This window comes from Streptomyces sp. AJS327 (genome assembly GCF_013450295.1).
Lineage (GTDB): Bacteria > Actinomycetota > Actinomycetes > Streptomycetales > Streptomycetaceae > Streptomyces.
The window spans coordinates 2,404,868-2,427,860 of record NZ_SKBR01000001.1; the positions used below are offsets into that span (position 1 = coordinate 2,404,868).

Here is a 22,993-nt window from a genome sequence, read left to right on the forward strand (position 1 = left end):
GAGCTTCCAGCGGCCCAGGAGGGGTCCGCGTCCGCCCGGCGTGACCCCTCCGCCGGGCGTTCCGCGGGTGCGCGCGGCGGGCGGTGCCGCCTCAGCCGCGCGGGTTGTCGTCCTCGCCGGGCGTACCGGAGGAGCGGAGGGTCGAGATGATCTTCATGATCGTGTCGTTCGAGACCGCGCCCTTGACGCCGGTGTTGGCGACCATCAGGAAGGTCGCCAGGTCGTCGTTGGCGTTCAGCCACGAGACCGCCACGACCTGGCCGTCGGTGTCGCACTTGTCCTTCTTCTTGACGCCCACCGCCTTGGCCACCGCGATGTGCCCCTTGATGCCGTGCTTGTTCTTGAACGGCTTGGCCTTGGCCCGCTTGATGGTGTCCTTCTCCTCGCCGTACGCGAAGTAGGCGAAGGAGTCGGCCTGCGGTTCGGTGGCCTCCTTGGTGTTCTTGGCCCCCTGTGCGCCCTTGGTGCCGACGGCCGCCATCGAGGAGTTCTCACCGCACCAGTCCTCCTTGTTGAAGGCGGGGGCGCTCATGGTGACCTGGGCGGTCGGGAAGCCGCCGTTCTTCGGCTTCTTCTCCCCCCAGCCCACGTAGGTGCCGGAGGTCGCGACCTTCCAGTCCCCCGGCACGTCGAAGGTGCTGTAGTGCTTGGGGTTGGTGACCGCCTGCCAGCCCTTGATGGTCGGTTCCTTCGGGTCCTTGGACTCCGAGGGCTCGGGGGAGGGGTCCTCCCCGCCCTTCCCGCCGTCACCGCCGGAGGGCTTCTTCCCGCCGTCCCCGCCCTGCGGTTCGTTGGACTGCTTGTCGTCGGCCTTGTCCTTCTCGCCGTCGTCGTCCGACATCAGGACGGCGCCGGTGACGACCGACCCGGCGATCACGACGACGGCCGCGGCTATCGCGATGATGGTCGTCGTCTTCTTCGACTTCCCGCCGCCGCCCTGAGGGCCCTGCGGCTGCCCGGGCACGGTGGGCGCCCCCCACCCTCCGGGCTGCTGGTAGGGGTTCTGGTCCGGCCCCGGCTGCTGGTATCCGGGCTGCTGATACGGGTTGGGCTGCTGGTACCCGGGCTGCTGGTAGGGGTTCGGCTGCTGCGGGTTCTGCTCGCCACCGGGCTGCTGCTGTCCTGGCCACATGGCGCCTAACTGTATGGGGCGCGCCGGGAGTCGGTCACCTCCGCCCGTGCTTCGGTACCGTCCCGGTACACGGCCGCGACACGGCGGTGTGGTGGAAGCCGCGGTTCCAGCGGGCGGGGGTGGCCGTCCGGACGTATTACTCGGTGGTAACATTCGGGTATGTCAGCAGAGTCGCAGCCCTCGGTCGGCGAGATGATGGCGGCCATGGTGCCCATGGTCAGCACGCTCAACCTGGAGTTCCTGGAGACCTCGGCGGAGCGCGTGGTCGTGGCCCTCCCGGACCAGCCCGCCTACCGCAACCACGTCGGTGGACCGCACGCCGGTGCCATGTTCACCCTCGCCGAGTCAGCCAGCGGCGCCATCGTGCTCACCGCCTTCGGGGACCAGCTCGCACGCGCCGTGCCGTTGCCCACCCACGCGGAGATCGACTTCCTGAAGCTGGCACGCGGCTCGCTCACCGCCACCGCCGAACTCGGCCGCCCGGTGGCCGAGGTGGTGGCCGAACTCGACTCCGGGGCGCGGCCCGAGTTCCCGGTGCGGGTCGCGATCACCCGCGAGGACGGCGACACCACCGGCGAGATGACCGTCATCTGGACGCTGCGCCCCAACGACTGACCGCCCCCGGAGTCCACCGCGACGTCCGCCCCGGCGGCCCCCTCCCGGGGCGCCGCCCCGAGGGGCGGCGCCCCGGGGAGCGGGCTCAGCCCTCCGTCGCGTCCTCGCCGGGAGCGCTCTCCGGGGCGTCCGGCGCGGACGCGGGTACCGGCACGGGGGTCAGCGTCTCCCGGTGGCCCCGGGCGAGTTCGCGGTACATCGCCGCGTTCGCCCGGATGCCCTCCCGCTCCTCCTCCGTCAGCTCCCGCTTCACCTTCGCCGGAACCCCGGCGACCAGCGAACCGGGTGGCACGCGCATGCCCTGCGGGACGAGGGCCTGCGCGGCGATCAGCGAACCCGCCCCGATCGTCGCCCCGTTGAGCACCGTGGCGCCCATGCCGACCAGTACGTCGTCCTCCACCGCGCAGCCGTGCAGCACGGCGTTGTGCCCGACGGACACCCGCTCGCCGACCGTCGCGGGGAACCCCGGGTCGGCGTGGACGGTGCAGTTGTCCTGGATGTTGGAGTCCGCTCCCAGGGTGATGCTGTCGCAGTCGCCGCGCAGGACCGCGCCGTACCAGACGCTCGACCCGGCCCGTAGCGTCACGTCGCCCACCACCACGGACGTCGGCGCGGTGAAGACCCCGTGCTCGATTCGCGGCTTCCGGTCACCGACCGCCGCGACCACCGCTTGCTGCCCGGACATAGCGCCGCCTCATCTCTCTGGTGGATGCCACTTCCCGGAAACCGTATGCGATGCGGACGCCGAAGATCACAGTGCCCGGGGGCCGTTCGGCCCGGGGTGGCGCAGTACGGTGGCTCGGTGTCCCCGATCCGCGACCTCCTGTCCGCGCTGGCCTCGCGCGCGGTGCACGGCGCCTGGCGTCAGGCCCAGCGCCACGGCGCCCTCACCGCCGCGCGCCCGGGGTCGCACGCGTTCCGGCGGATCGGGCACGGCACCCGGATCGCCTTCCCGCAGGGGACGATCTTCGGGGCGCCCTGGATAGAGCTGGGCGACCACTGCGTCATAGGGCAGGACGTGACGCTGACCGCCGGGATGATGCCGGACCTCGACCTCGGCGCCGACACCGTGCTGCGGCTGGGCAACGGTGTGGTGCTCGGCCGGGGCAGCCACCTGGTCGCCGACGCCCGGGTGACCGTGGGCGACGACACCTACTTCGGGCCCTACTGCTACGTGACCTCCACCAACCACTCGTACGACGACCCGGAGCAGCCGGTCGGCAAGCAGTGGCCGCGCAGCGCGCCCGTGGAGATCGGCCCGGGCGGCTGGCTGGGCGCCGGGGCGGTGGTGCTGCCCGGAGCACGGCTGGGGCGGAACGTGGTGGTGGCGGCGGGGTCGGTGGTGCGCGGCGAGGTCCCGGACCACGCGGTGGTCGCCGGGGCGCCCGCCCGGATCGTGCGCCGCTGGGACCCGGCGGAGGGCTGGCGGCCACCGCTGCGCACACCGCCACCGGCGCCCGTGCCGGACGGGGTCACCGCCCGGCAGCTGCGCGACCTCACCCCGCCCGGGGAACGCTCCGGCGCCTGAGACCGGCCGCGGCCCCTCGCGGTCGACCGGGGCAGCCGGGGTCGACGATCCGTGGGCGCGAACGGCGGGCCGGGTGCCCGCCGTTCAGCCCGAGGCCAGCAGCACGCTGCCGACCAGCGCCAGCGCCGCCCCCGTCGTCTGCGGTGGCCGCATCCGTTCGCTCAGCACCCCGCGGGCGGCGAGCGCGGTGACTATCGGGTAGAGGGAGGCGAGCACCGCGGCGACCGTGACCGGGCCGTGTTGCGCGGCCACCGCGTACGTGCCGTTCGCGGCGACGTCCGCCAGGCCGACGAAGGTGAGCGTGGGCATCGCCACCCAGACCGCGCGCCATCCGCCCTCCGGAAGGGCGGGCGTCCCCCGCCCCAAGGAGGCCAGCAGCGCCCCACCACCCACCAGCACGTTGACCGCGCGCTGGAGGAAGAGCGCCAGGAACAGCCCCAGCACGGTGGTGGACGCCTCGGCGATCAGGGTGATCGTCGCGCCGAAGCCGAAGGCGGCGACGAGGGTCAGCGCGACGGTCTGGCGCTGGACCGGGGCCCCGCGCAGCTGGGCGCCCCCGGCCAGCACGACCCCCACCACCGCCACCAGGGTGCCCACCACCTGGACCCAGCCCGGCCGTTCGCCGTGCAGCGCCATGCCGACGCCCAGTGGCACCGCGACGGTGCCCAGCGTGGCCAGCGGCGACACGACGCCCATCGGGCCGAGCGCCAGCGCCCGGTAGAAGCAGAGCATCGCCACCGGGCCGACGGCCCCGGCGGCCACCGCGCACCACACCAGTTGGGGCGTCGCCTCCGACCAGGCGCCGGTGGCGAGCACGATCACCGCGAGCACCAGCAGCGCGGCGGCCTGCGAGACGACCACCACGGTCAGTTCGCGCATCCGCTTGCTCAGCAGGCCGCCCCCGAAGTCGGAGAGGCCCCACAGCAGACTGGTGGCCAACGCGAACGCAGCGGTCATGGACGGGCTCCCCGGCAGTACAGTGCGTGGGCCCGGACGGGCGCACGACAGTGCACAATAGTGCAGTGAAGTGAACGGTGTCATCAAAGATATTGGACGGTGCGGCAGACCGTGACGGACCTCGACCAGTTCTCGCAGTCCCTCGCGCGCAACCTCAAACGCCTGCGGACCGAGCGCGGGTACAGCCTGGACGCCCTCGCCGCGCGCTCCGGCGTCAGCCGGGGCATGCTCATCCAGATCGAGCAGGCCCGGACGAACCCCAGCGTGGGCACGGTCGTCAAGGTCGGTGACGCGCTCGGGGTGAGCGTCACCACGCTGCTCGACCACGAGCGCGAGCCCCCGGTGCGGCTCGTCCCCGCACGGGAGGCGGTGCGGCTCTGGTCTACCGAGTCCGGCAGCCACAGCACCCTGCTGGTGGGGGCCGAGGCCCCCGGGCCGCTGGAGCTGTGGCGGTGGCGCCTGGAGCCGGGGGAGTCCAGCACCTCCGACCCGCACCCCCCGGGCACCGTGGAGCTGCTGTACGTCACCGAGGGTGAGTTGACCCTCTCGGCGCACGGTGGGGACCATCTGCTCGCGGCCGGTACGTCGGCCTACCTGGAGGCCGACGTACCGCACGGCTACCGCAACGACGGCGCCGCCGCCGTCGAGGTGACGATGGCGGTCAACGTCCCCGCGCCCCGCTGAGACACACCCCGCGTGGCCGGGCCCCCGCCGGCGGCCCGGCGCCGGGGCTCAGCCCAGGCGGGGGAGTTCGATCGCGGGACAGCGGTCCATCACCATGTCGAGTCCGGCGGCGGTGGTGCGCGCGTAGGCGGCCTCGTCCACCACGTCCAGCTGGAACCAGACGGCGGAGGCCCCCGCGCGCACCGCCTCGTCCGCCACCTCCCCGGCCCACGCGGGATGGACGAAGACGTCCACCACGTCCACCGGGAAGGGCACCTCCGCCAGCGACCGGTACCCCGGCTCCCCGAAGACCGGTTCGGCCCGGGGGTGCACCGGCACCACCCGCTTCCCGGCCTCCCGCAGCACGCGCGCTACCCCGTAGGCCGGGCGCTCCTGGTTGGCGGACAGGCCGACGACCGCCCAGGTGTTCCCGGTCTCGGTCAGGATCCGGCGGACGGTCGCGTCGACGCTGTCCGCGTCGCGCCCGGAGCCGCCGCCCGGGGCGTCCGGGCCGGGCGTGCCGTGTGTTCCACTCGTTCCGTTCATGCCGGGACAACGCCTGTCCGGCGTTCCGGATTCCCGGCGCCGCCGCGACCGACCCTCAGCCGCCCACCGTGGCGGCCGCACCGCCGGTGAGGCGGAGCAGATCGTCGAAGGTGGTACGGAACAGCGCGTGCGGGACGCCCGCCCCGGCCCACACCTCCGGGTGCCCGGACAGTGCGGTGTCCACCAGGGTGGGCAGCGGGGCGGGGTGGCCGAGCGGGGCGACGCCGCCGACCCGCTGCCCCGTCGCGTCCAGCACGAACTCGGGTGTGGCGCGCCGCAGTTCGCCGACGCCCAGCCGCCGCGCCGCCGTCGCCGTGTCCACCCGGTGCGCTCCGCTCGCCACGATCAGCACCGGCCGTGCCTCCGCCTCGAACACCAGGCTGTTGGCGATCGCGCCGACCGGGCAGGACAGCTGCTCGGCGGCGGACGCCGCCGTCCGCGCCGGGCTGGGCAGTTCGACGAGGTCACCGGGGTGACCGAGCGCGGTCAGGGCGGTGCGGACGCGTTCCATCGCGGACTGCACGGCGGCTCCAGGGTTGACGGGGGCCTCACGCGCGAGGCTCGCCCTCACGCGCCGGGCCCGGCGGGCGGGATGCGGGTTCCGGACCGCGCGTGCGCGGCGGGATCGCCGGGGCCAGGGGCACCGGCGCCTCACCAGCCGCCCGCCGTGCCGTCGGCCACCCCGGCCCGGAAGGCGTCCAGTTCGGCCCCGGAACCGCACCCTACCCGTGTCACCTCTGGTCAGCGGCCCGCCCGCCGGTGCCCCGCCCGGCCCCGGGGTGTGGGGAGCACACCGTAGGCTGGGCGGATGCGGGAAGACCGGGACCAGTACCTGACCGTCGAACGCGAGGGCGCGCACGAGACGGAGATCAGCCGCTCCCGTTTCCTGTGCTCCCTCGCCCCGGCGGGCGACGAGGACGAGGCGCTGGCGTTCGTCGCCCGGATCCGGGCCGAGCACCCCACGGCCAGCCACCACTGCTACGCCTACGTCCTGGGTGCCGACAGCTCGACGCGGAAGGCGAGTGACGACGGCGAGCCGGGCGGCACGGCCGGGGTGCCGATGCTGCACATGCTCACCCGCCGTGGGGTCACCGGCGTGGTGGCCGTCGTCACGCGGTACTTCGGCGGCACCAAGCTGGGCGCGGGCGGACTGATCCGCGCCTACGGCGGCGTGGTGGGCGAGGCGCTCGACGCGCTCGGCACCGTCGCCCGGCGCCGCTACCGGCGCCTCACCGTCGTCACCGACCACCAGCGGGCCGGGCGCCTGGAGAACGAGCTGCGCGGCGGCGCCTACCCGGTGCTCGACGTGCGGTACGGCGCCGAGGTGGCGCTGGAGGTCGGCGTTCCGGAGGCCGAACTGGACGCCTTCCGGGCCCGGGTGGCCGACGCCACGGCGGGCAGCGCCCGCGTCGACGTCGGCGGTGAGCTGTACCACCCCGCCTGATCCGGTCCCCCGACGGCGGGCGCGCGGACGGGGCGTGGGGCGGGGCGGCCGGGTTGTCAGTGGTCGCTGAGATCCTCGCTGCCGGTGGGACGCGTCCCCGGCGGAACCGCGTCGCCCACTCGACACACCAGACACACAGACACACCGGACACCGACGAACCCGCGGGCAGGAGTGGCGCGTTGAGATTGCTGCACACCTCGGACTGGCATCTGGGGCGGAGCTTCCACCGGATGAGTCTGCTGGAGGCCCAGCGCGCGGTCCTGGACCACCTGGTGACCACGGTCGTGGAACGCCAGGTCGACGCCGTCCTCGTCGCCGGCGACGTCTACGACCGCGCCGTCCCCCCGCTCTCCGCCGTCGACCTGTTCGACGAGGCGCTGCACCGGCTGGCCGAGCTGGAGGTCCCGGTGGTGATCATCTCCGGGAACCACGACTCCCCCCGGCGGCTCGGAGTCGGCTCCGGCCCGCTCGGCAAGGCGGGCATCCACCTGCGCACCACCCCGGAGAGCTGCGGCACCCCCGTCCTGCTCCCCGACCGCTCCGGCGGGGGCGGCGACGTCGCCTGCTACGGACTGCCCTACCTGGAGCCCGCGTTGGCCCGCGCCGCGCTCGGGGCCCCGCGCGGCGGCCACCAGGCGGTGCTGACCGCCGCGATGCGCCGGGTGCGGGCCGACCTCGCCGCCCGCCCGGAGGGCACCCGCTCGGTCGTCCTCGCGCACGCCTTCGTCACCGGCGGCGAGAGCTCCGCCAGCGAACGGGACATCACCGCGGGCGGCGTCGCCTCCGTCCCGGTCTCGGTGTTCGACGGCGTCGACTACGCCGCCCTCGGTCACCTGCACGGCGCGCAGGCGCTCACCGAGCGGGTGCGGTACTCCGGCTCCCCCCTCGCGTACTCCTTCTCGGAGAGCCGCCACCGCAAGTCGCACTGGCTGGTCGACCTCGACGCGCGGGGGGCCGTCACCGCCGAGCGGGTCGACTGCCCGGTGCCGCGGCGGCTGGCCCGGCTCAGCGGAACCCTGGAGGAACTGCTGGAGGACCCGCGCTTCGCCCCGTACACCGAGAGCTGGGTGGAGGCGACGCTCACCGACACCGCCCGGCCGTACGAGCCGATGGCCCGGCTGGAGAAGCGCTTCCCGCACGTGGTGAGCATCGTCTTCGACCCCGCGGAGGACACCGAGGGCGGCCCGGGCTCCTACGCGCGGCGGCTGCGCGGCCGCACCGACCAGCAGATCGCCGAGGACTTCGTGGCCCACGTCCGCACCGGCCGGGACGCCGACGACGCCGAACGCGCCCTGCTCGGCGAGGCGCTGGACGCCGTCCGGGTGGCGGCCGCCGAGACCGAGGGGGCGGGGCGGTGAGGCTGCACCACCTCGAACTCACCGCGTTCGGGCCGTTCGGCGGGCGGCAGCGGGTGGACTTCGACGCCCTCTCCGCCGCCGGGCTGTTCCTGCTGCACGGCGCCACCGGCGCGGGCAAGACCTCCGTGCTCGACGCGGTCTGCTACGCCCTGTACGGCGGCGTCCCCGGAGCCCGCCAGCAGCCCGGCGGCAGCCTCCGCAGCGACCACGCCGACCCGCACGTCCCGACCCGGGTGGTGCTGGAGTTCTCCGTCGCCGGACGCCGGCTGGAACTCACCCGCGCCCCCGACCAGCCCCGCCCCAGAAAGCGCGGCGGCGGCACGACCCGGGAGAAGGCCGTCTCCCAGCTGCGCGAACTCGACCCGCGCACCGGTGAGTGGCAGCCGCTCAGCCGCTCCCACCAGGAGATCGGCGGGGAGATCGAGCAGCTCCTCGGTATGAACCGCGAACAGTTCTGCCAGGTCGTCCTGTTGCCGCAGGGGGACTTCGCGCGGTTCCTGCGCGCGGGCGCCGAGGAGCGCGGCAAGCTCCTGGGGCGGCTGTTCGACACCGGGCGCTTCAGCGCCGTCGAGGAGCGGCTGCACGACATGCGCCGGGAGGCCCAGCAGCGGGTGCGCGGCGGAGACGAGGCGCTACTCGCGCTCGCCCAGCGCATGCGGCAGGCGATGGAACCGCTCAGTGTCGCCGGCCCCCCGCCCGGCGCCGAGCTGGCCCAGCCCGGCGGCGACCCGCTGCCCGGCCAGCGCCGCACCCGGAAGGCGGCGGCCACGACGGGCGCCGCCACCACCCCGGGAGCCCCCGGCCTGGCGGAAGCGGTGCTGGAGTGGGCCGCGCGCGCCCGGGAACAGGCCCGCGAGTGGCACACGGTCACCGGCGTCGCGGTGCGCACCGCCGAGGACGCGCACCGCGCCGCCGCCCACCACCTGGACGAGGCCGGCGAACTCGACCGCCGCCAGCGGCGGTACGCCGAGGCGTCCCGCCGCGCCGCCGAACTGCGCGACACCGCCCCCGAACGCGAGCGCGCCGAGCGGCGGTTGGCGTCCGCGCGCGCCGCCGGAACCGTGATCCCGCTGCTCCGCCTGCGCTCCGCCGCCGAGGCGGAGCACACCGCCGCCCGGGCGGCGGCCCGGCGCGGCTGGCGGTCCCTGACCGCCGAGGGGACCGTGCCGGACGGCGGTGCCGACGGGACCACCCCCGCCACGCCCGCGCCCGACGGGCCGTCAGGGGAGCCGCCGCGGCCTGATCCGGACGCGCTGGCCGCCTGGGAACGCGCCGCCCGGCAGGAACTGGGCGCCCTCGCCGGGGCGCGCCGGGCCGAGCGGCGGTGCGCCGAGACAGCGGAGGAGTCGGCACGCCTGGAGCGGGAGGGCCGCGAGGACGAGAGCCTGCTGCGGGAGGCGGGGGAGTGGCTGGAGGGCTGGGAGGCCCGACGGCACGCCCTGCTCCGCCGGGTCGACGGAGCGCAGGAGGCGGCCACCCGGGCCGAGCACCTGGCGGGCCGCCTCGCCCCGGCCCGCGACCGGCTCGCCGCCGGGGAACGGCGGGACGCCGCCCGGGCCGCCACCGAGGAGGCCGAGCGGGAACTGCCCGGCGCCCGGGAGGAGTCCGCCGCCGCGCGGGAGCACTGGCTGGACCTCCGGGAGCGGCGGCTGCGCGGCGTCGCCGCCGAGCTGGCCGCGGGGCTGGAGCCCGGGTCGGCCTGCGCGGTCTGCGGCTCCACCCGGCACCCCGACCCGGCGCGCGCCTCGGCCGACCACGTCGACCGCGCCACCGAGGACGAGGCGCTGGCCGCGTACCAGCGCGCGGAGAAGCTGCGCGAGGAGGCCGAGCGGCGCCACGCCGAGCTGCGGGAGACGCTGTCCGGGGCGCGCGCCGCGGCCGGTGACGCCCCGCTGGCCGAACTCGCCGCGGACGTCGCCGAGTTGGAGTCGGCCCACGCCGCCGCGCACGCCGAGGCGTCCGGGGCGCACGCCGCCCGGGAGGCCCTGGAGTCCGCCGAGCGGGAGCACGCCGAACGGCTCGCCCAGCAGGGCGCGGCCGAGCGCCGCACCGCGGCCCGCGCCTCCCGGCGGGAGACCCTCCAGCGTGAACAGCTCGCCCTGGAGGGTGAGTTGCGGCAGGCGCGCGGCGGGGCGGCCAGCGTGGCCGAGCGCGCCGCCGCGCTGGAGCGCCGCGCGGAGCGGTGCGCGGCCGTGGCGGAGGCGGTGCGCCTCGCCCACGCCGCGGAGCGGCGCCGGGACGACGCGGCGGAGCAGCTCGCCGGAGCCGTGACGCGGGCCGGGTTCGGCTCGGCGGCGGAGGCGGAGGCCGCCGTGCTCGGCGAGCCGGAGCAGCGGGACCTGGCGGAGCGGCTGGACCGGCGGCGCGCCGAGGAGGCCGCGGTCGCCGCCGAGTTGGCGGATCCGGACCTGGCGGGGGCGGCGGCCGTCCCCCCGGCCCGGCTGGCGGAGGCGCGGGACGCGCTGGAGGCGGCGACGGCCCGGCTGCGGGCCGCCTCGGCCGCCGGAGAGGCGGCCCGCACCCGCTGCGCCGAACTGGACCGGCTCAGCCGTCAGTCGACGGGCGACGCCCGGCGGCTCGCCCCGCTGCGCGTCGCCAGCGACCGCGTGTCGCGGCTCTCCGGTCTGGCGGCGGGCACCTCGGCGGAGAACGAGCGGAAGATGCGGCTGGAGTCGTACGTGCTGGCCGCCCGGCTGGAGCAGGTGGCGGCGGCCGCGTCGGAGCGGCTGGCGCGGATGTCCACCGGCCGGTACTCCCTCGTCCACTCCGACCGCATCAGCGGGCGGGCGCGTTCCGGGCTGGGCCTGCACGTCATCGACGCCTGGACGGGCGCGGAGCGGGACACCGCGACGCTCTCCGGTGGCGAGACCTTCTTCGCCTCGCTCGCCCTCGCCCTCGGGCTCGCGGACGTCGTGGCCGACGAGGCGGGCGGCACCCGGCTGGACACCCTCTTCGTGGACGAGGGCTTCGGCAGCCTGGACGCCGAGACGCTGGACGAGGTCCTCGACGTGCTGGACGCCCTGCGCGAGCGGGACCGCTGTGTCGGCATCGTGAGCCACGTGCCCGAGCTGCGCCAGCGGATCCCCGCCCGGCTGGAGGTCACCAAGGCCCGCCGGGGCTCCGGGCTGCGCCACCGAACCGCCCCCGACGGGAGCTGAGCGCCCGTCGGGGGCGGCCCCGGCCGTGCGCGTCCCCACGGGGGTGGGACGCGCACGGCCCGGGCGAGGCCGCTCAGAGAGCGGACAGTTCGGCCTCCAGGTCGTCCAGGCCGAGGGAGCCCTGGGAGAGGGCCGCCATGTGCCAGGACTTCGCGTCGAAGGCGTCACCGTGTGCCGCGCGGGCGGCCTCGCGCCCGCGCAGCCAGGCCCGTTCGCCGAGCTTGTAGCCGATCGCCTGGCCGGGGAGGCCCAGGTAGCGGACGAGTTCGCTCTCCACGAAGCTGGCGGGCCGCCCGCTGTGCTGGCCGAAGAACTCCTGCGCCAGCTCCGGCGTCCACCGCTCGCCCGGGTGGAAGGGCGAGTGCTCCGGGATCTCCAGCCCGAGGTGCATGCCGATGTCGACGATGATCCGGGTCGAGCGCATCATCTGCGCGTCCAGGTACCCCAGGCGCCGTTCGGGGTCGGTGAGGTAGCCCAGCTCGTCCATGAGCCGCTCCGCGTACAGTGCCCAGCCCTCCGCGTTGGCGCTGACCATGCCGATCGTCGTCTGGTAGCGGGAGAGCCGCTCGGCGACGTACGTCCACTGCGCCAGCTGGAGGTGGTGGCCCGGCACCCCCTCGTGGTACCAGGTCGTGACCAGGTCGTAGACGGGGAAGCTGGTCTCGCCCTGGACGGGTAGCCAGGTGCGGCCCGGCCGGGAGAAGTCCAGCGAGGGCTGGGTGTAGTAGGGGGCGGCGGCGCTGCCGGGCGGGGCGATGCGCGACTCCACCCGCCGGACGGGCTCGGCCAGTTCGAAGTGGGTGCCGTCGAGTTCCGTGATGGCCTCGTCCATCAGGCTCTGGAGCCACTCGCGGACCGCGTCCACGCCCTCGACGGTCTGGCCCTCGGTGTCCAGCCGCCGCAGCACCTCCCAGGGGTTCTCCACCCCCGGCATGATCTTCGCCGCCTCGGTGCGCATCTCGCCGAGGATCCGGTGGAACTCCGCCCAGCCGTAGCCGTACGCCTCCTCCAGGTCGAGGTCGGCGCCGTTCCAGTAGCGTGCCCACCGCGCGTAGCGCTCCCGCCCCACCGTCTCGGGGGCGCCCTCGACGCCGGGCGCGTACACGTCCCGCAGCCAGTCGCGGAGCGCGCGGACCGCGCCGGTGGCCTCCGCCGCCGCCGCGTCCAGCTCGGCGAGGAGCGTGTCCGGGCCGTCCGCGGCGAAGGCGGCGAACCAGCCGTCCGCGGCCGTCTCGCCTCCGGTGCCCTCGCCGATCCACTCGCCGAGCTGTTCCAGCAGGGTGGCGACCTGGCGCGGCCCGGCGGGCAGCCCGCGCTCCAGCCCCTCGGCGAGCGCGGCCCGGTAGCCCTCCAGCGTCGCGGGCACCGCGCGCATCCGCCGCGCGATCACCGCCCAGTCCTCCTCCGTCTCGGACGGCATCATCGGGAACACCCCGCGCACCGCGTGCACGGGGCAGCCGAGGTTGTTGACCGAGCGCAGGCCCTCGCCCGCCTCGTGCACGGCGAGTTCCGCCGTCAGCCGCTCGCGGAGCAGCCGGGCGCAGCGCCGCTCCTCGTCGCGGTCGGCTCCGGGCAGCGCCTCGGCGGCGGTCAGCCGCGTCAGGGTCTCCCGGACCAGCTCCGCCGTCGCCTCCTGCCCGGCGGGGGAGTAGTCGGGCAGCAGCCCGTTGCTCTCGGGCACGCCGAGGTAGGTTCCGGTGATGGGGTCGAGTTCGACGACGGCGTCGACGTAGGCGTCAGCGACCTGGCGCGGCAGTCGCGCGGCATTCATGGCTTCGGACATGCGGTCCATCCTGGTACGCGAGGTAGCCCGGCGTCACCAGGCTGCCGCACGTGGCTGGGCCGGGACCCGAACGACCGGTGCCCGCTGGGGAGTTGAACCGTGCCGGACGGCGGCGCCGGTGGGCTGGCGCGCGGCGGGGACGGGGCGGCCGGGCCGTCACCACGCGCTCACGGCCGCCGGGCGAGGCGCCGCAGCACCTGGCCGCAGCGGCGGGCGTACAGCCGCTGGAAGAGCCGTACCAGCGGACCGGCGGCGCGCGTCCACCAGACGCCGGGCACGCTGAACGCGCGCACCTCCAGCCAGACCGTGCCGTCCGCCCGGTGGGTGACGAGGAAGCCCTCCTCGCCGCGCTCCGGGTGCCCGGGCAGCGTGCCGTAGGCCCAGCCCGCCCGCCGTTCGCCGTCCAGCGTCCACACCACCCGGCACGGGCCGCGCACCCGCAGACGGGCCACGCCCAGCCCGACCGTGACCCGGGTGCCGGTGGCCGCGCGCGGCGCCTCCGCGTCCACCGCGACGCCCATCGCGCGGTGCATCCGCCACTCCCGCAGCGCCCGGGAGGCCGCGCGGAAGACGGCCTCCCCCGTGCCGAGCCGGGTGCGCACCCACAGGGTGGAGTAGCCCCGGGGCGGCCGCCGGTCGCTGCCGGGGGCGGTGGCCCCGACGGAGTCCGCCGGGTAGGTGAGGGCGGGCTCCGCCGGGTCGGCGGCGCGGTGCTCGCGGAGGACGTCGTCGTTCACACCGGCCGAGTATGGCTCACCGGGTCACTGGCCCACTCGGCCGGGCTGGAGGGTCTGACGGAACAGGACGTCGCCGCCCTCGGTGCGCAGCCGCACCGTCAGCTCGCCGCTCGCCCCGTCGACGTCCACCTGGCCGAAGTACGAACTGTCCGGCCCCGGCGGGGTGTTGGCCTCCCCCGGAGCCCGGATGAACCGGGTCTCAGGGCCGAAGGTGCCGTCCAGCTCCAGCGCGGGGAAACCGCCCGCGTTCAGCGGCCCGGAGACGAACTCCCAGAACGGCGCGAAGTCGGTGAACCCGGCCCGGGACGGGTCGTAGTGCTGCGCGCTGGTGTAGTGCACGTCCGTGGTCAGCCAGAGGGTGCCGGTGATCCGCCGGTGCTTGATGTGCCGCAGCACCTCGGCCACCTGGAGTTCGCGGCCCAGCGGAGCCCCGGGGTCGCCCTGCGCGACGGCCTCGACGTCCGTGTCGCCGTCCGGCACCACCAGCCCGAGCGGCATGTCGGCGGCGATCACCTTCCACACCGCGCGGGAGCGGGACAACTCCCGCTTGAGCCACCTCAGTTGCCGTTCCCCGAGAATGCCCTGGGGGTCCGGGGTCTGCCGCCCGGGCGAGTTGGCGTTCCGATAGGTCCGCATGTCCAGCACGAAGACGTCCAGCAGCGGGCCGTGGCGCACCACCCGGTAGACCCGCCCGTCCTCGTCGCCCGGGGGGAGGGTGCTGATCGGGAAGTACTCCCCGAAGGCACGGCGGGAGCGGGCCGCCAGGGTGTCCACGTCCTTCACGGTGTACCGCTCGTCGTCCAGGATCTCGCCCGGATACCAGTTGTTGACCACCTCGTGGTCGTCCCACTGGGCCACCACCGGCACCCGCGCGTTGAACCTCCGCAGCTGCTCGTCCAGCAGGTTGTACCGGTGGTTGCCGCGGAACTGGTCCAGCGTCTGCGCCACCCGCGCCTTCTCCTCCGTGGTGACGTTCCGCCACACCGAGCCGTCCGGCAGCGGCACCTCGGGCTCGATCGGCCCGTCGGCGTAGATGGTGTCCCCGCTGTTGAGGAAGAAGTCGGGGTCGAGACGGAGCATCTCCCGGAAGATCGGGAAGCCGCCCCGGTCCGGGTTGATGCCCCAGCCCTGCCCCGCCAGATCGCCCGACCACAGGAACCGCACACCGTCCCGGCGCCGCGCGGGCGCCGTGCGGAAGCTGCCGTACACCGGCTCCCCGGTGCGCCGCGGGTCGTCCGGGTCGGACAGCGTGACGCGGTAGTGGACCCGCTCCCCGGCGGGCAGCCCGCGCAGCGCCGCGCGTCCGGTGAAGTCGGTCTCCGGGCCCACCAACGGGCCCTCCCAGCGGCGCGGGTGGCGGAACGACTCGGTGGCCGAGGTCTCCACCACCATCCGCGCGGGCCGGTCCGACCGGACCCACACCAGCCCGGAGGAGGTGGTGACATCGCCCGTCTGGACGCCCCACCGGGCACGCGGACGGCCGCGCAGCAGCTGCGCCGGGGCGGCCGCGGTGAGCAGCGGGGCGGAGAGCACCGCCGAGGCGGCGACCGTGCCGCGGAGCAGTGCCCGGCGGCCAGGGGGTCTGCTGGGGGTGGCGCCTCGCGTCATGTACGGCCTCCTCGGTGGCGGTGGAACGGGCTCGGGCACGGCGGGCCGCGCGTGGCGCTCCGCCGTGTCCCGCCGGGCGGAGCGGCACCCGCGAGCGCCACCCCGGAGGGGGGACGCGCGTAGCGTACGGAGATCGCGGCGATCGCGCACCCGTCCGGACGGTGCCGGTCGCCTCCCATTGATCACGGCCCGCGCGACGGGCGGGCCAGGACGAGGTGAACGCGGGCCGTCGCTCCGGTGTCCCGCGCCGCCCCACCCGGACGCCCCGCGCCTGACGGGCGGTCAGCCCGCGCGGACGGTGTCGAGCACCACCCGCGCGACCGAGGCGGGATCGTCGTTCATCGGCACGTGACCGCAGTCGCGCAGCCGCACCAGCCGCGCGCCGGGGATCACCCGCTTCGCCCGCGCGCCCTGACGGCGGAGCAGCAGCCGGTCCCGGTCGCCCCAGGCGACGGTCACCGGGACGTCCGGGAGGTCGCGGCGGAAGAGCGACCGGGGCAGACGCCCCTCGGCCAGCACCGGCGCGAACCCCTCCGCCGCCCGCAGCGCCCGGGTCTCGGCGACCACGGCGTCCGGCGAACGGCGCCCGGGCCGCGCGTAGATGGTGCTGGTGAGCGCGGTACGCCCGGCGGCGCTCCTTGCCAGCAGCCGCAGCAGTGGATCGGGCAGCGCCCGCGCGCCCGCCCGCATGCCCCGCAGCACCCCGAAGGCGTAGCGGCGCTCCGGCTCCGTCCAGAACCCGGCGGGGGAGAGGGCCGTCACCGACCGCGCGTGCCCGAGCCCGGCCAGCTCCAGCGCGAGCAGCCCACCGAGCGAGTTGCCCACCAGGTGCGGCCGTTCGACCTCCAGCGCCGCGAGCGTCCGCGCCAGCAGCGGCACCACGCTGTCCAGCGCGTACGGGACCCCGTCCGGCAGCGCGGGGGACGTGCCGAACCCCGGCAGATCCACCGCGATCACCTCGTGCGAGGCGGACAGCACGCTCAGCACCGGCTCCCACGCCTGCCAGTGGTGCCCGATCCCGTGCAGCAGCACCACCGGCTCCCCCTCGCCCCGGCGTTCGTAGCGGACCTCGAAGGCGGGGGCGTCCGGGGCGTCGGAGGAGGTCACCCGCACCCTGGACGCGGTCTCACGGACGGGGACTTGGGGCACGGCTATCGCGGACACGGTCAGCTCCCGGGGTCGGTGCACGCCTGCTCGTCGACACGATGTCAGCACCGCCCCGGCCAGGGAACCCCACCGACCGCGCCCCGCTCCCGGCTGCCATCATGGCGCCATGGCTGACACGTCCACCGGGCACGACGACGCCGTCCGCCCGGGCCCCGGGCCCGGCGCGGCCACCCCCGCACCCCACGCCGCCCAGCCTGGCCCGGGCTGGGCGGCGGACGCGGCGGCCGGACCGGGTGGGGAGGCGGCGGCGCGGCTGTTCGAGGACCAGCGCGGCCTGCTGTTCGGCGTCGCCTACCGGATGCTCGGCCGGGTCGCCGACGCCGAGGACGTCGTGCAGGAGACCTGGCTGCGCTGGGCGGGGGCGGAGCGTCAGGACGTCCGCGAACCCCGCGCCTACCTCGTGCGGATCACGACCCGGCTCGCCGTCGACCGGCTCCGCCAGCTGAACGCCCGCCGCGAGTCCTACGTCGGCCCCTGGCTGCCCGAGCCGCTGCCGACCGACGTCTGGAACGCCCCGGTGCCGGACGGCGCGCGGCGCGTGGAGCTGGCCGAGTCCGTCTCGCTCGCCGTGCTGGTCGTCCTGGAGTCGCTCTCCCCGCTGGAGCGCGCGGTGTTCGTGCTGCGCGAGGCGTTCGGCTTCCCGCACGCCGAGATCGCCACCGTGCTGGAACGCTCCGAGGCGGCGGTGCGCCAGCTCGCGGGCCGCGCCCGGCGGCACGTGGACGAGCGCGCCCCCCGGTTCGACGTCGACCCCGCGCGCCAGCGCGACCTGACCGAACGGTTCCTGGCGGCGGCCACCGGCGGTGACCTGCGCGGGCTCCTCGACCTGCTCGCCGACGACGCCCGGCTGGCGGGCGACGGCGGCGGCCGCTCCAAGGCCCCGCTCCGGGAGATCGTCTCCGCCGACAAGATCGGCCGCTTCCTCGCCGCGGTCGGCGGGACCGCCGCCGCCCAGGCCACGTTCGCCCTGACCGAGGTCAACGGCGCGGTCGCGGTCCTCGCCGCGCGGGACGGGGTACCCACGCACGTCATGGTCCTCGGGGTGCGGGACGACCGCGTCAGCCACGTCTACCTGCTGCTCAACCCGGACAAGCTCGGCCACCTCGCCCCGGCCCCAAAGTGACGCCACCGCCTGGCCGGTGACCGTCGGCCCGCCGTGGCGGGCCCGCCCGCTCAGAGCCCGCCGGAGACCCGCAGCACCGCGCCGGTGGTGAACGACGCCTCGTCGGAGAGCAGCCAGGCCACCGCGTTCGCGATCTCCTCCGGCTCTCCCGGCCGCCGCAACGGCGTCACCTCGGCCTTCTTCCACGGCCTGGTGGGGTCGCCCATCTCGCGGTGGATCCCGGTGCGCACCACCCCCGGCTGCACGGAGTTGACCCGCACACCCCGCGGGCCGAACTCCTTCGCCAGCCCCACGGTCATCGCGTCCACGGCGGCCTTGCTCGCCGCGTAGTGCACGTACTCCTCCGGGGCGCCCAGCGTGGCCGCGCCGGAGGAGACGTTGACGACGGAACCGCCCTCGCCCCCGTGACGGGTGGACATCTCGCGCAGCGCCCGCCGGGCGCAGAGCAGCGCCCCCACCACGTTCACCTCGACGACCCGGCGCATCACCTCCGGCGCGGTCTCGGTGAACGGTCCCAGCGGCCCGGTGATCCCCGCGTTGTTCACCAGCCCGGTGACCGGGCCCAGTTCGGCCCGCGCCCAGTCGAAGAGGGTGTCGACCGCCCGCTCGTCGGCGGTGTCGACCTGGCAGACCAGGGCGCGGGAGCCAGCCGCCCGCACCGCCTCTGCGGTCTCCTCGGCGGCGGCCCGGGCCCGCTGGTAGCCGATGGCGAGGTCGTGTCCCGCCCGGGCCAGCCGCACCGCGGTGGCCGCGCCGATCCCCCGGCTGGCGCCGGTCACCACGGTGACGGGGGCGGCGTCCCGGTCCGCCCGCCGCGCCTGGTCCGTGCGCGCCGCGTCCGACGTGTCCATGGTGCCCCGCCCTCTCCCCGCGTCGCCGGACGGGCCCAGGTGCCCCGCCGGTGACGGTCCGTGCGAAACGACGATCTTCGCTGGTGACATGGGACGGCGCAAGCCGCCCCTCCCCGATTGGTCTTGACCAAGGAGAGGCGCCGTCCTATGGTCCAGCCATACGCAACAACCTTTAAGAAACAAGCAATCGGAAACCCGGCAGGCACACGGCATCGCGGAGGCAAGGGTGGGGACCACGCAGGTGGAGGGCGTCCCGGAGACCAAGTACTGGCACCTGAAGACCGTCCTGTCCGACGCGCTGGACTCGGAGTTCGCCGTCGGGGAGGTCCTGCCGAACGAGCGCGCGCTGGCGGCCCGGTTCGGCGTCGCGCGTGCCACGCTCCGGCAGGCCCTGGAACAGCTGGAGCTGGAGGGCCGCCTCCAGCGCCGCAGGGGCGTCGGCACCACCGTCGCGCCGCCGCGCATCGGGGTGGACGTCGGCCCGACCGAGCACTCCTGGCCCGGCTTCATGGGCGACGACTGGCAGACCGAGGGGTACGCCCTGGAGGCACCGCCCGCCAGCGTGGCGCGAGTGCTGGACACCGGGGGAGCCGACCCGCTGCACACCGTGCGCCGCACCCGTGTCACCCACGGCCAGCCGGTGGCCGCCGAACTCCTCTACGTCCCGGTCCCGTCGGTGCCCACGGTCTCCTCGGCACCGCCCGACCCGGCCGACGATCCGGCGGCCCGCGCCCGCGAGGTGCTGCGTGAACTGCGCCGCCTCCGGCTGGAGGGACAGGACCGCGCGGTCGAACTGGGCTCGGCTCGCGCCGAGGACGCCCGCCAGCTCGACCGGCTGCCGGGCGCCCCCATGCTCGTGGTCACCACCCGGTACCTGGTCTCCGGCCGCGTCGCCGCGGTCTCCTCCGCCACCTACCGGGCCGACACCTGCCGTCTCACCTTCACCGACGGCCAGCCCGTCCCCCTCGCCAACTGACGCCCCGGCGCCGGCGGGTCAGTCCCCGCTGGCGCCCTCGACCGTGAACAGCTCCCGCTCGACGCGGTCCAGCGCCAGCCGCAGCGCGCCCGTGGCGACCGCCGCCTCACCCAGTGAGGACAGCGCGACCCGCGGCGGCCGCAGGCAGTAGCGCTCCAGCTCGCGGCGCAGCGGCTCCAGCACGTCGTCCAGCCCCGAGGCCCAGCCGCCGACCACCACCAGCTCCGGGTCCAGCGCCAGCACCAGCGCCGCCGTGTCGTGCACCAGCCGCCGCATGAACCGGTCGACCGCCTGACGCGCCCCCTCGTCGCCCTCGCGGGCCAGCGCGAACACCCGCGCCACCGCCGCCTCGTCCAGCGGATGCAGGGGAGTGCCCGTCGTGGACAGCAGCCGCTCCGGGGTGGCCTCCCGGCCCAGCAGATGGAGCGCGCCGATCTCGCCCGCCGCCCCACCGAACCCACGGTGCAGCCTGCCGCCGATCAGCGCTCCCGCGCCCGGGCTCAGCCCCGCCAGCACCATCACCACGTCCGCGCAGCCCCGCGCCGCGCCCTTCCACCGCTCGGCGAGCACCCCCGCGTTCGCGTCGTTCTCCACCAGGACCGGGCAGCGGAACGAGCGGCGCAGCCGCTCGCCCAGCGCGAGCCCCGTCCACCCCGGGAGCGCCGTGGAGAGCCGCACGGTGCCGTCCGCCTCGACGATGCCCGGCGTCCCCGCCCCCACCGCCCGCAGCGTGCCGCGCGGCACCTCGGTCTTGCGCAGCAACTCGGCGACCGCGCCCCGGATGCGCTCCAGACGCTCCTCGGCGCCGGTCGTCTCGGCCAGCTCGTGCGCCACGGTGCCGCGCGTGCGGCCCGTCAGGTCGGAGAGCAGCACGGAGACCCGGTGCGGTTCGATCTCGATGCCCAGCAGGTGCCCGGCCTCCGCCCGGAACCGGAAGCGGCGGGCCGGACGGCCCCGGCGGGCCGCGCCGCCCTCCCCCTCCCCGGCCTCCGCCACCAGCCCCGCCTCGGTGAGGCCCTCCAGGACCCCCTCGACGGTCGGCCTGGACAGCTCGGTGACCCGCACCAGCTCGGTCAGCGTCAGCGCGCCGGGGGCGTCGGTACCGCGCAGTGCCCGCAGTACGACGGTGGAGTTGATCCGCCGCAACAGCGACGGATCCCCGCCGGTCAGCCTCCCCAACGTGTCCTCCCGCTCCTCGGCCATCCGCGCTCGCCCGCTCGGCGCCCCCGCCCGCTGACCGGCCACGTGTGCCGGATCGTAGTCGCTGGCCCACGGCACGGCGAGGGCTCCGACCGGCCCGTGCAACCAGCATCCGAACCGTCACCGCGCCACCCCCGGGGACGGCGGCCGCCCGGCGGGTCACCGGACGCGGGCGGCGGCGCGCAGCCGCCCGAACTCCTCGGCCAGCTCCGGCGGACGCCAGTGCGCGTTCAGCCCGCTCGGGTTGGGCAGCACCCACACCCCGCACCCGCCGATGGTCCGCTCCTGACGGCCCACCACCGCCCCGCGCTCCCCGAACGCCGTGCGGTAGGCGGTCACGCCGAGCACCGCCAGCCAGCGGGGCCGCGCCCCGCGCACCTTCTCCTCCAGCGCCCGCCCGCCCGCGCGCAGCTCCGCCCCGCCCAGCTCGCCCGCGCGGGCGGTGGCCCGCTCCACGACGTTGGTGATGCCCAGCCCGTACGACAGCAGCTCCCGCTCCTCGTCCGGGCGCAGCTGGCGGGGCGTGAACCCGGAGTGGTGCAGCGCGGGCCAGAAGCGGTTGCCGGGCCGGGCGAAGTGGTGTCTGGTGGCGGCGGACGTCAGCCCCGGGTTGATTCCGCAGAACAGTACGGAGAGGCCGTCGGTGAGCACGTCAGGGACGGTGCGGTCGCGCGCCGCCGCCAGCTCCTCCGGGGTGGGACGCCTGGTCAGAGCAGTTCCCCCGGGGTGTACGCCGCCGCCCGCGGGTGGCGCCGCGCCAGCTCGCCGACCTGGGTGGCGACCGCCTCGGCCTGGGCGCCCGCCGCTCCGGTGAAGGAGAGCCGGTCGGCGGTCAGCGCCTCCAGCGCGGGACGGTCGAGGGGGATGCGCGGATCGGCGGCGAGACAGTCGAGCAGCTCGTTCCGCTCCGCTCCCTCGCGCAGGGCCAGCGCCGCCGCCACCGCGTGCTCCTTGATGACCTCGTGCGCGGACTCCCGGCCCACGCCCGCCCGCACCGCCGCCATCAGCACCTTGGTGGTGGCGAGGAACGGGAGGTAGCGCTCCAGCTCCCGGTCGATCACGGCGGGGAAGGCGCCGAACTCGTCGAGCACCGTCAGGAAGGTCTCCAGCATCCCGTCGAGGGCGAAGAAGGCGTCCGGGAGCGCCACCCGGCGCACCACCGAGCAGGAGACGTCACCCTCGTTCCACTGGTCGCCCGCGAGTTCCCCGGCCATCGAGGCGTAGCCGCGCAGCACCACCATCAGCCCGTTGACGCGCTCGCAGGAGCGGGTGTTCATCTTGTGCGGCATCGCGGAGGAGCCGACCTGCCCCTCCTTGAACCCCTCGGTGACCAGCTCCTGGCCGGCCATCAGCCGGATCGTCCGGGCCAGCGAGGAGGGGGCGGCGGCCAGCTGCACGAGCGCGGTCACCACCTCGTAGTCCAGTGACCGGGGGTAGACCTGGCCCACCGAGGTCAGCGTCCGCTCGAAGCCCAGATGACCGGCGATCCGCCGCTCCAGCTCGGCCAGCTTGCCCGGATCGCCGCCGAGCAGGTCGAGCATGTCCTGCCCGGTGCCGACCGGCCCCTTGACGCCGCGCAGCGGGTAGCGGGCCAGCAGCTCCTCCAACCGCCCGAACGCGGCGAGCAGTTCGTCGGCGGCCGTCGCGAAGCGCTTGCCCAGCGTGGTGGCCTGCGCGGGGACGTTGTGCGAGCGGCCGGTCAGTACCGTGCCGCCGTGCTCGGTCGCGAGCCCCGCCAGCCGGGCCAGCACCGCGACGGTCCGGTCCCGCACCAGCTCCAGCGAGAGCCGCAGCTGGAGCTGCTCGACGTTCTCCGTCAGGTCCCGCGAGGTCATGCCCTTGTGGATCTGCTCGTGCCCGGCCAGCGCGTTGAACTCCTCGATCCGCGCCTTGACGTCGTGCCGCGAGGCCCGCTCGCGCTCCGCGATCGACGCGAGGTCGACCCGCTCGACGACGCGTTCGTAGTCGGCGATCGCCCCATCGGGCACCTCGACGCCCAGATCACGCTGGGCCGCCAGCACGGCGAGCCACAGCCGCCGCTCCAGCACCACCTTGTGCTCGGGCGACCACAGACGGGCGAGGGAGGGGGAGGCGTAGCGGGCGGCCAGGACGTTCGGGATACGCGGCTTGTCTGTCACACCCGGCG

At 75.8% G+C, this 22,993-nt stretch carries 21 protein-coding genes; 8 read left to right on the plus strand and 13 right to left on the minus strand.

Annotated elements, in window-relative coordinates:
- Positions 1-91: 91 nt before the first annotated feature.
- Positions 92-1,132 carry a hypothetical protein gene (locus tag E0L36_RS09555; protein WP_180928385.1) on the minus strand — a complete coding sequence of 347 codons (1,041 nt, stop codon included), beginning with the start codon at positions 1,130-1,132 and terminating at the stop codon, positions 92-94.
- 159 nt (positions 1,133-1,291) lie between these two features.
- Here E0L36_RS09555 and E0L36_RS09560 point away from each other — a divergent pair, with 159 nt between their 5' ends.
- A complete protein-coding gene (locus E0L36_RS09560; RefSeq protein ID WP_180928386.1) occupies positions 1,292-1,747 on the plus strand; it encodes a DUF4442 domain-containing protein in 456 nt (151 codons plus the stop codon).
- Between the two features lie 85 nt (positions 1,748-1,832).
- On the opposite strand, the gene E0L36_RS09565 is transcribed toward E0L36_RS09560, so the two are convergent.
- A complete protein-coding gene (locus E0L36_RS09565; RefSeq protein ID WP_180928387.1) occupies positions 1,833-2,432 on the minus strand; it encodes a gamma carbonic anhydrase family protein in 600 nt (199 codons plus the stop codon).
- 45 nt (positions 2,433-2,477) lie between these two features.
- Between E0L36_RS09565 and E0L36_RS09570 the strand changes: the two genes are divergently transcribed.
- Positions 2,478-3,275: an acyltransferase gene (locus E0L36_RS09570; protein ID WP_180928388.1), complete on the plus strand. Its 798-nt coding sequence runs from the start codon at positions 2,478-2,480 to the stop codon at positions 3,273-3,275.
- 84 nt (positions 3,276-3,359) lie between these two features.
- Here the strand turns inward: E0L36_RS09570 and E0L36_RS09575 are convergent, their stop codons facing one another.
- Entirely contained in the window at positions 3,360-4,232 is an 873-nt protein-coding gene (locus tag E0L36_RS09575; protein WP_180928389.1) for a DMT family transporter, read from the minus strand.
- Positions 4,233-4,343: 111 nt separating this feature from the next.
- Here E0L36_RS09575 and E0L36_RS09580 point away from each other — a divergent pair, with 111 nt between their 5' ends.
- Positions 4,344-4,916, plus strand: coding sequence for a helix-turn-helix domain-containing protein (locus tag E0L36_RS09580; protein WP_180928698.1), 573 nt, complete (start codon positions 4,344-4,346; stop codon positions 4,914-4,916).
- A 48-nt stretch (positions 4,917-4,964) separates the two neighbouring features.
- Here E0L36_RS09580 and E0L36_RS09585 read toward each other — a convergent pair whose 3' ends face one another.
- Together E0L36_RS09585 and E0L36_RS09590 are read right to left on the minus strand one after the other, a co-directional pair.
- Entirely contained in the window at positions 4,965-5,441 is a 477-nt protein-coding gene (locus E0L36_RS09585) for a CoA-binding protein (protein WP_180928390.1), read from the minus strand.
- Positions 5,442-5,496: 55 nt separating this feature from the next.
- Positions 5,497-5,964, minus strand: a complete 468-nt coding sequence (locus E0L36_RS09590; protein ID WP_374705497.1) for a YbaK/EbsC family protein — start codon at positions 5,962-5,964, stop codon at positions 5,497-5,499.
- A gap of 285 nt (positions 5,965-6,249) precedes the next feature.
- Between E0L36_RS09590 and E0L36_RS09595 the strand changes: the two genes are divergently transcribed.
- From E0L36_RS09595 to E0L36_RS09605, 3 genes are all read left to right on the plus strand, one after another.
- Entirely contained in the window at positions 6,250-6,885 is a 636-nt protein-coding gene (locus E0L36_RS09595; protein WP_180928391.1) for a YigZ family protein, read from the plus strand.
- Between the two features lie 180 nt (positions 6,886-7,065).
- Entirely contained in the window at positions 7,066-8,244 is a 1,179-nt protein-coding gene (locus E0L36_RS09600; protein ID WP_180928392.1) for an exonuclease SbcCD subunit D, read from the plus strand.
- Complete coding sequence (locus E0L36_RS09605) at positions 8,241-11,402, plus strand: AAA family ATPase (RefSeq protein ID WP_180928393.1); 3,162 nt, start codon at positions 8,241-8,243, stop codon at positions 11,400-11,402. Before E0L36_RS09600 ends, E0L36_RS09605 begins: the two co-directional genes overlap by 4 nt.
- A gap of 73 nt (positions 11,403-11,475) precedes the next feature.
- On the opposite strand, the gene E0L36_RS09610 is transcribed toward E0L36_RS09605, so the two are convergent.
- From E0L36_RS09610 to E0L36_RS09625, 4 genes are all read right to left on the minus strand, one after another.
- On the minus strand, positions 11,476-13,185 hold the full coding sequence (locus E0L36_RS09610; protein WP_180928394.1) for a DUF885 domain-containing protein: 1,710 nt from the start codon (positions 13,183-13,185) through the stop codon (positions 11,476-11,478).
- A gap of 167 nt (positions 13,186-13,352) precedes the next feature.
- Positions 13,353-13,922, minus strand: coding sequence for a DUF1990 family protein (locus E0L36_RS09615; protein ID WP_180928395.1), 570 nt, complete (start codon positions 13,920-13,922; stop codon positions 13,353-13,355).
- A gap of 24 nt (positions 13,923-13,946) precedes the next feature.
- A complete protein-coding gene (locus E0L36_RS09620) occupies positions 13,947-15,530 on the minus strand; it encodes an alkaline phosphatase (RefSeq protein ID WP_180928396.1) in 1,584 nt (527 codons plus the stop codon).
- A 282-nt stretch (positions 15,531-15,812) separates the two neighbouring features.
- Positions 15,813-16,685, minus strand: a complete 873-nt coding sequence (locus E0L36_RS09625; RefSeq protein ID WP_374705514.1) for an alpha/beta fold hydrolase — start codon at positions 16,683-16,685, stop codon at positions 15,813-15,815.
- Between the two features lie 118 nt (positions 16,686-16,803).
- Here E0L36_RS09625 and E0L36_RS09630 point away from each other — a divergent pair, with 118 nt between their 5' ends.
- Positions 16,804-17,820: an RNA polymerase sigma-70 factor gene (locus E0L36_RS09630; protein WP_180928398.1), complete on the plus strand. Its 1,017-nt coding sequence runs from the start codon at positions 16,804-16,806 to the stop codon at positions 17,818-17,820.
- Between the two features lie 50 nt (positions 17,821-17,870).
- Here the strand turns inward: E0L36_RS09630 and E0L36_RS09635 are convergent, their stop codons facing one another.
- A complete protein-coding gene (locus tag E0L36_RS09635) occupies positions 17,871-18,671 on the minus strand; it encodes an SDR family oxidoreductase (RefSeq protein WP_180928399.1) in 801 nt (266 codons plus the stop codon).
- Positions 18,672-18,897: 226 nt separating this feature from the next.
- On the opposite strand from E0L36_RS09635, the gene E0L36_RS09640 reads away from it, so the two are divergent.
- Positions 18,898-19,647: a GntR family transcriptional regulator gene (locus E0L36_RS09640; protein ID WP_180928400.1), complete on the plus strand. Its 750-nt coding sequence runs from the start codon at positions 18,898-18,900 to the stop codon at positions 19,645-19,647.
- Between the two features lie 18 nt (positions 19,648-19,665).
- Here the strand turns inward: E0L36_RS09640 and E0L36_RS09645 are convergent, their stop codons facing one another.
- From E0L36_RS09645 to purB, 3 genes are all read right to left on the minus strand, one after another.
- Positions 19,666-20,826 (minus strand): ROK family protein, encoded by a 1,161-nt coding sequence (locus E0L36_RS09645; protein ID WP_180928700.1) that lies wholly within the window; start codon positions 20,824-20,826, stop codon positions 19,666-19,668.
- A 180-nt stretch (positions 20,827-21,006) separates the two neighbouring features.
- Positions 21,007-21,498 carry a G/U mismatch-specific DNA glycosylase gene (gene mug, locus E0L36_RS09650; RefSeq protein ID WP_308416683.1) on the minus strand — a complete coding sequence of 164 codons (492 nt, stop codon included), beginning with the start codon at positions 21,496-21,498 and terminating at the stop codon, positions 21,007-21,009.
- A gap of 56 nt (positions 21,499-21,554) precedes the next feature.
- On the minus strand, positions 21,555-22,985 hold the full coding sequence (gene purB / locus E0L36_RS09655) for an adenylosuccinate lyase (RefSeq protein ID WP_180928401.1): 1,431 nt from the start codon (positions 22,983-22,985) through the stop codon (positions 21,555-21,557).
- Between the last annotated feature and the right edge of the window lie 8 nt (positions 22,986-22,993).

Coding starts and splice junctions, on each gene's coding strand:
- E0L36_RS09555 (WP_180928385.1), bottom strand. CDS start 1,132: ATGTGGCCAGGACAGCAGCAGCCCGGTGGCGAGCAGAACCCGCAGCAG.
- E0L36_RS09560 (WP_180928386.1), top strand. CDS start 1,292: ATGTCAGCAGAGTCGCAGCCCTCGGTCGGCGAGATGATGGCGGCCATG.
- E0L36_RS09565 (WP_180928387.1), bottom strand. CDS start 2,432: ATGTCCGGGCAGCAAGCGGTGGTCGCGGCGGTCGGTGACCGGAAGCCG.
- E0L36_RS09570 (WP_180928388.1), top strand. CDS start 2,478: ATGCGATGCGGACGCCGAAGATCACAGTGCCCGGGGGCCGTTCGGCCC.
- E0L36_RS09575 (WP_180928389.1), bottom strand. CDS start 4,232: ATGACCGCTGCGTTCGCGTTGGCCACCAGTCTGCTGTGGGGCCTCTCC.
- E0L36_RS09585 (WP_180928390.1), bottom strand. CDS start 5,441: ATGAACGGAACGAGTGGAACACACGGCACGCCCGGCCCGGACGCCCCG.
- E0L36_RS09595 (WP_180928391.1), top strand. CDS start 6,250: ATGCGGGAAGACCGGGACCAGTACCTGACCGTCGAACGCGAGGGCGCG.
- E0L36_RS09610 (WP_180928394.1), bottom strand. CDS start 13,185: ATGTCCGAAGCCATGAATGCCGCGCGACTGCCGCGCCAGGTCGCTGAC.
- E0L36_RS09620 (WP_180928396.1), bottom strand. CDS start 15,530: ATGACGCGAGGCGCCACCCCCAGCAGACCCCCTGGCCGCCGGGCACTG.
- E0L36_RS09630 (WP_180928398.1), top strand. CDS start 16,804: ATGGCTGACACGTCCACCGGGCACGACGACGCCGTCCGCCCGGGCCCC.
- E0L36_RS09635 (WP_180928399.1), bottom strand. CDS start 18,671: ATGGACACGTCGGACGCGGCGCGCACGGACCAGGCGCGGCGGGCGGAC.